Genomic DNA, 7,066 nt, shown 5'->3' with positions numbered 1-7,066 from the left:
GCGAGCAAGCTTTGCTCCCACAGGTTTTTGTGGGGGAGCATAGACATTGTGAGCAGCACATATCCTCTGTGGGGGGGCATAGGCATCGTGAGCGGCACATATCCTCTGTGGGAGCCAAGCTTGCTCGCGATAGCGGTGGGCCAGTCAGTGAAGATGTTGAATGTGAGGTAGCTGTCGCGAGCAAGCTTTGCTCCCACAGGTTTTTGTGGGGGAGCATAGACATTGTGAGCAGCACATATCCTCTGTGGGGGGGAGCATAGGCATCGTGAGTGGCACATATCCTCTGTGGGAGCCAAGCTTGCTCGCGATAGCGGTGGGCCAGTCGATGAAGATGTTGAATGTGAGATAGCTGTCGCGAGCAAGCTTTGCTCCCACATTCAAGCCAAAAGACCGCAGCCTTTGGCAGTGCCTGCATCGGATCGAGTGCAGGTGCTGCCAAAGGCTGCGGTCTTTTCGTGGGTAGGAGGTTTACTTGGTGCCGCTGGAAATGTCGCCGCCCTTGTCCTGGTCAAAGAACTCCGGGATCGGGTAGGTGAAGCTATTGAGCCAGCGTTGCATGGCCAGTTCGCGTTCGGCGGCGGAGGCGGTCTGCAGGTTGGTGGAGGCAACCACGCCGCGAATCTGCAACTGCATCCAGCTCTCGGTGCCCTGTTGCGCCGCCGAGGAGGGCCCGGGCTCTATGGCCCAGGCGGTGCTGGAAAGACAGGTCATGCACAGGATCATCAACGATTTGGTTTTCATCTCTTGGACTCCTCGTAGCGCTCTACTTGACCGTGCCGGATGAGGCGTCGACGACCTCGGTCAGGCGGTTCGCTGGTGATGCCGCTGCGTTCTTGGCCGATCCCCTGATTTTCTCGGCGCGGGCTTGTGCGTCGGCGACCTGCTTGGGCGTCAGCTTGGCCATGCTCGCGAGTTCGGCGGCCTGCTTCCAGTTGTCCTGGTAAATCAGCAGCGTCACCATGTTGAGCGCGGCCAGGGTGTCTGACTGCTGGAGCTCCATGGCGGTCATGAACTCGAAGCGCGCTTCGGGAATGCGTCGTTGATTGAGGTAGACGACGCCCAGGTCGTTGCGGATTTTTCCTTCGGTCGGGGTCATTTTCGCCGCGCGTTCCAGGTGTTCCGTGGCCGATGCATTATCGTTCCTGGCGGCGGCCAATTGGCCGAGGCCATGTTCTCCATCAGCGGCCAGGCAGGTGCCGAGCAGGCTTCGGTACAACGGCTCCGCCTCGTTACGCCCCATCAGGCGCAGTACCCGGGCCTTGCGCAAACGCACCTGGACCAGATCTTCAGGCAAGCCTTCGAGGTTCGCCAGGCTGGCGTACAAGCGTCCTTCGTTGGCCATGTCATCGGCCAGGTTCAGGGCCAGTTCCTGATCGCCGTTGGGCTTGACGCAACTGGCCGGGCGCGAAGCCACCACGCTGTGGCTGGCACAACCGGCGAGCACCACGGTCGCCGCTATCGCAATCACTGCTTTCATAGAATGCTCCCAGGCAACCGGATGGACAGTCGACCCCACGCACCGCAGACGCCGGCTCATTGAGAAAGCCCGTCACGGTTGTCGAATTCGCCGTGTTCCAGGAAGAACATGCGGTAGAAATTCGGGTCGTAATTGCGCAGTTGTTCACCCGGCAAGGTCGGCAATTGCGCGTTGGCGGCCAACGGTTGGACCAGGTGCGGCGTGACGATCATCAGCAACTCGCGTTCTTCGCGGTTGATGTTGTTGTCGCGAAAGAACGCGCCGAGTATCGGGATATCGCCCAACCCCGGGAATTTGTTCACCTGGGAGCTGTTGCGGGTGCTGATCAGGCCGCTGATGACGAAGCTTTCGCCATCGGCCAGGGCAATGCTGGTGTCGGTACGGCGCACGGTGAGTGCCGGAACCAGCGTGCCGGCGATGCTCACGGCATTGGTGAAGTCCAGCTCGCTGACCTCCGGCGCAACCTTCAGGGCGATCCGGTTCTGCCCGATGATGGTCGGGGTCAGGGTCAGGCGGATACCGAACTCCTTGTACTCGATGGACACGTTATCGCTGCCGGAACTGGGCACCGGAATCGGCACCTCCCCACCGGCCAGGAAGCTCGCGCTCTGCCCGCTGAGGGCCACCAGGCTTGGCCGCGCCAGGGTGTAGGCGAAGCCGCTGCCTTCCAGGGCGTTGATCATCAACAGCGTTTTACCGGTGGCGAACGACAGGTTGAACATGTCGTTATTGGCCGGCAGCGTGGGCCGGACAACGCCGCCGATGGTGGGCAAGGTTCTCGGTGAGCCGAACAGGAAATTGCCGCGGCTACCGAAGATCGAGGTCGCGGCGTCCTTGAGCTTGGTCCGGCTGACTTCGACAAAACGAATGTCGGTTTGCACCTGGGCGAGCAGGTTCGGATCTTCCGAAGGCACGCTGGCGACGCTGGTCAGCGCCGCCGTGGCCCGGCCCCTGACGAACACCATGCTCTGGCGGGGAACCTTGGAACATTCCGTCCAGATCATCAGGCTGGTGGCGCCGGGCATGAGGCCGGTGAGAATGAAGGCATCGCTGCCGCTGGGCTGTACATCGGCGATTTTCGGATCGCCCACCGCCAGTTTCGTCACGGCGGCGGGGATGCGCAGTTCATTCTGCAGGCCCTGGCCGACCTCGAAGGTCGCCGGCATGCTGTCCAGCTGGGAACAGTTGCCGGCGGCGTACGCCGCGTCCAGGCCCAGGCCCATCCAGAACAAGCCGTGAATAAGGTGTTTCAAAGCGGACACGTTGCGATCTTTCATAAAGCGCTCCTCGACAGAAGTCCCTGCTTGGGCTGACCAATCGCCTCGGAACACTTGCAGGGTCCGGGCTACCCCTTCATCTCACCAGACGACTCAATGGCTTGGGCAACGGGCCTCGTCGCAACTTGCAGACGGGTCCATTGCCTCGGCCGGACTGAACGGCAGGCGTTTTCCCAAAAAACGTCTTCAGGCCTGGCAAATAGCCGGGTCATCGAGCGGGGTGACAGGCGCCGATCAGATCGCTGGGGAGCGAATGGCTTGCCCCCGTGCTCGCTTCTTTTTGACAGTAGTTCAACCATGGCGAAGCGCCACGCGTCTCGCAAAAAAAAACGTCTGAAAAGTGACGTGCAAGAAAATTTTGTGAAAAGCGCTGTCAATAATTTGTCTTTTTAGCGCGGCGGGCGAGGGGAGAGGGGTTAAGAACGCGGGGGCAATAGGTTTAAAACTATCCCCCGTGGCGCAGGAGCAAGCTCCCTCGCTACGGGGTTGTGGGGTTCAGGCTGGCGTGATCGTCGGATTGCCGCCGGGTGCAAGCTCAGTTCCCAGAGATGGCTTGCCTGACCGGCATCAGTGCTTGCTGTCCTGGTCCGACATCGCCAGCAGTTGCTTTTCCTGGTTCCAGTCAAACGGTTCGTCGTTCTGTTCGGCTTCGAAACGACGTTCTTCCAGGGCCTGGTACAGGTCGATCTCTTCGTCGGGCATGTAGTGCAGGCAATCGCCGCCGAAGTACCAGAGCAGGTCGCGAGGCACCAGGTGGGCGATCTGTGGATAACGGACGATCACCTGGCACAGGAGGTCCTGGCCCAGGTATTGGCTCTCGATCGGATCGACGGGCAGTTGCGCGCGCAACTCGTCGAAGCGCTCCAGGAACAGGGCGTGGCTTTCTTCGGGCACCTGTTCGGCCTCACCCACGGCGACCAGGATGCTGCGCAAGTGGTCAAGCAAGACAAGGTGATCGGCAACGACATTGGACACGAGATAAGTCCTCAAGAGCAAAACGGGCGCAGGAGTATATAGCCCTTGCGCCTGCTTTTACATGCCAGTGGTCTGCACCAATGAGCCACACAGGCCACCAGGGCCTGCCTGGGCGTGGGAATCAACGCACCTTGCCCTCGGCGAGGGTCAGTTCTTCCTTGGCGAAGTCATCCACGTCGATCACCTTGCGCCGCGCCGCTTCGGCTGCGTGCAGGGCCTGCGCTTCGCGCGCCTGCAGGACGCCCGTTTCCAGGGCGGCATCGATGAGCGATTCCCCGGGGGCCGGATTGAGCTGGCCCTGCTTGAGCGCCGTGTGCAGCTTGCGGTAGAACGGTTGCGCCGCGGCTGACAGGTCGGCGGCGTGTTGCAGGGCGCCCACCGGATCGTCGGCCGATTGCGGGCGGTAGCAACCCTGCAATAGCTCTTCGAGGGCCGGATCGCCCTTGGCCTGGCCGAGTAGCGCCGCCACTTGTGCATCCAGTCGGTCGCTCGGGCCCTTGTGGCGGCGACCGAAGGGGAACACCAGCAGCCGCAGCAGGCAACCGAGGACCCGGTTGGGGAAGTTGCGCAGCAGTTCGTCAAGGGCCCGTTCCGAGTGGCCGAGGCTTTCTTCCATGGCCCAGGTGAACAGCGGCGTCATGTGCTCCGGCGAATCCAGGTCGTGGTAACGCTTGAGCGCCGCGGACGACAGGTACAGGTTGCTCAATACGTCGCCCAGGCGCGCCGACAAGCGCTCGCGGCGTTTGAGTTCGCCACCCAGCAGCATCATGCTCAGGTCCGCCAACAGGGCGAAGGCCGCCGCCTGTCGATTGAGGGCGCGCACATAACCCTGGCTCAGGGCGTCGCCGGGGGCTTTTTCGAAGTGCCCCAGGCCCAGGTTCAGCACCAGGGTGCTGGCGGCGTTACCGATGGCAAAACCGATGTGCTTGAGCAACAGGCCGTCGAATTCGACCAGGGCCTGGTCCTGGTCTTCCCGGGTCGCCAGGGTCATTTCCTTGAGCACGAACGGGTGGCAACGGATCGCGCCCTGGCCGAAGATCATCAGGTTGCGCGAGAGGATGTTCGCGCCCTCGACGGTGATGAAGATCGGCGCGCCTTGCCAACTGCGCCCCAGGTAGTTGTTCGGGCCCATGATGATGGCCTTGCCGCCGTGCACGTCCATGGCGTGGCTGATGCACTCGCGGCCGCGTTCGGTCAGGTGGTACTTGAGGATCGCCGAGAGCACCGACGGTTTTTCCCCAAGGTCCACCGCGTTGGCGGTCAGCATGCGCGCGGCGTCCATCATCCAGGCATTGCCGCCGATGCGCGCCAGGGCTTGCTGGATACCTTCGAACGCCGCCAGCGGTACGTTGAATTGTTCGCGCACCTGGGTGTACTGGCCGGTCACCAGGCTGGTGAATTTTGCCGCGCCGGTGCCCACCGCCGGCAGGGAAATCGAGCGGCCGACCGACAGGCAGTTCATCAGCATCATCCAGCCTTTGCCGAGCATGGCCTGGCCGCCGATGAGGAAGTCCAGCGGGATGAACACGTCCTTGCCCCAGTTCGGTCCGTTCATGAACGCGGCGCCGAGGGGCAGGTGACGGCGCCCGATATGCACGCCGGGCGTGTCGGTGGGAATCAGCGCGAGGCTGATGCCCAGGTCTTCCTCGTCGCCCAGCAGGTGGTCGGGATCGTAGGCTTTGAAGGCCAGGCCCAGGAGGGTGGCGACAGGCCCGAGGGTGATGTAGCGCTTTTCCCAGTTCAGGCGCAGGCCCAGGGTGGGTTGGCCTTGCCATTCACCCTGGCAGATGACGCCGGTGTCGGGCATCGCCCCCGCGTCGGAACCGGCCAGTGGCCCGGTCAGGGCGAAGCAGGGAATATCGTCGCCACGGGCCAGGCGCGGCAGGTAATGGTCACGTTGTGCTTCGGTGCCGTAGTGCAGCAGCAGTTCCGCCGGGCCGAGGGAGTTGGGGACCATCACGGTGGATGCCAGGTCGCCACTGCGGGTGGCCAGTTTCATCGCCACCTGGGAATGGGCATAGGCGGAAAAACCCTTGCCGCCGTATGACTTGGGAATGATCAGCGCAAAGAAACCGTGGGCCTTGATATGCGCCCAGGCTTCGGGCGGCAGGTCCATGGCCTGGCCGATCCGCCAGTCGCTGACCATGGCGCAGAGTTCCTCCGTGGGGCCGTCGATGAACGCCTGTTCTTCCTCGGTCAGTTGCACCTTGGGGTAGGACAGCAGCAAGTCCCAGTTCGGGCGACCACTGAACAGCTCGCCATCCCACCACACCGTGCCGGCCTCGATGGCGTCGCGCTCGGTCTGGGACATCGGGGGCAGCGTCTTGCGGAACCAGTCGAACATCGGCGCGCTGAACAATCGGCGGCGCAGGTCCGGGAGCAACAACGGCGCCGCAACGGCAGCGAGCAGCACCCAGAGGACCAGCATCAGAGCGCCGGGTGCATGGCTGAAGACACCCATGGCCAGCAGATAGGCGGCGACGATAGCCAGCATGGGCAGGGGTGCGATACGCCGATGCGCCAGCCAGGCTTTCCCGACGACCAGGACCAGTATCCACAACAACAGCATAGGTAAATCCTCCGTGAACGAGGGCAAACACGACCCTCAGAGCTTAGACGGCATCTGCGATGTGGCGAGGGAGTGCCCCAACAGCCCCGCCAGGGACGGATCCGGCGTATGCTGCTGCGGCATTCATTCAACGAGGAGGCGGTGATGCTGAAGATCTGGGGGCGCAAGAACTCATCGAACGTGCGCAAGGCGCTGTGGTGCGCCGAGGAACTGGGGCTGGCCTACGAGGCCATCGACGCCGGCGGTGCGTTCGGTGTGGTGGATACGCCCGAGTACCGTGCGAAAAATCCCAACGGTCGCGTGCCGATGATCGAAGACGACGGCTTTGTGCTGTGGGAATCCAACACCATCGTGCGTTACCTGGCGGCACGCCATGCGTCGGGCTCGGCCTGGTATCCCGCCGATGTGCAGGCCCGGGCCAGCGCTGAAAAATGGATGGATTGGACCACCTCGTCCTTCGCCGGACCGTTTCGCACGGTGTTCTGGGGCATCCTGCGCACCCCGGCCGAGCAGCAGGACTGGCCGGCGATCAAGGCCGCGATCAAGGAATGCGATGCCTTGCTGGTGATGGCAGACCAGGCCCTGAGCGTTCAACCTTACCTCTCGGGCGAGGAAATCGGCATGGGCGATATCCCCCTGGGCAGTTTCATTTATGCCTGGTTCGAGATGCCTATCGAACGGGCCTCACTGCCTCATTTGCAGGCCTGGTATGCGCGGTTGCAGGCGCGTCCGGCTTATCGCGAGGCCGTTATGACCGCGTTGACTTAA

At 62.6% G+C, this 7,066-nt stretch carries 6 protein-coding genes; 1 reads left to right on the top strand and 5 read right to left on the bottom strand.

Annotated features, from left to right (window positions below):
- Nucleotides 1-468: 468 nt before the first annotated feature.
- The 5 genes from N4Q37_RS18170 to N4Q37_RS18150 all read right to left on the bottom strand — a co-directional run bounded on the left by N4Q37_RS18170 (nt 469) and on the right by N4Q37_RS18150 (nt 6,298).
- Nucleotides 469-741: a DUF3613 domain-containing protein gene (locus N4Q37_RS18170; RefSeq protein ID WP_260960899.1), complete on the bottom strand. Its 273-nt coding sequence runs from the start codon at nt 739-741 to the stop codon at nt 469-471.
- Between the two features lie 22 nt (nt 742-763).
- Nucleotides 764-1,477 (bottom strand): hypothetical protein, encoded by a 714-nt coding sequence (locus N4Q37_RS18165; RefSeq protein WP_260960898.1) that lies wholly within the window; start codon nt 1,475-1,477, stop codon nt 764-766.
- Nucleotides 1,478-1,533: 56 nt separating this feature from the next.
- Entirely contained in the window at nt 1,534-2,754 is a 1,221-nt protein-coding gene (locus N4Q37_RS18160; RefSeq protein WP_260960897.1) for a type II and III secretion system protein family protein, read from the bottom strand.
- Nucleotides 2,755-3,321: 567 nt separating this feature from the next.
- Complete coding sequence (locus N4Q37_RS18155; protein WP_024776930.1) at nt 3,322-3,729, bottom strand: PA2817 family protein; 408 nt, start codon at nt 3,727-3,729, stop codon at nt 3,322-3,324.
- Nucleotides 3,730-3,850: 121 nt separating this feature from the next.
- The gene (locus N4Q37_RS18150; protein ID WP_260960895.1) at nt 3,851-6,298 is read right to left on the bottom strand and encodes an acyl-CoA dehydrogenase; all 2,448 of its coding nucleotides are present in this window, start codon (nt 6,296-6,298) and stop codon (nt 3,851-3,853) included.
- Nucleotides 6,299-6,442: 144 nt separating this feature from the next.
- Here N4Q37_RS18150 and N4Q37_RS18145 point away from each other — a divergent pair, with 144 nt between their 5' ends.
- The gene (locus N4Q37_RS18145) at nt 6,443-7,066 is read left to right on the top strand and encodes a glutathione S-transferase family protein (protein WP_260960894.1); all 624 of its coding nucleotides are present in this window, start codon (nt 6,443-6,445) and stop codon (nt 7,064-7,066) included.

It is taken from the genome of Pseudomonas citri (assembly GCF_025336485.1).
In the GTDB taxonomy this organism is placed as follows: domain Bacteria; phylum Pseudomonadota; class Gammaproteobacteria; order Pseudomonadales; family Pseudomonadaceae; genus Aquipseudomonas; species Aquipseudomonas citri.
The sequence above is the reverse complement of the archived record's forward strand: the minus strand, read 5'-3'. Positions and strand labels throughout refer to the sequence as shown.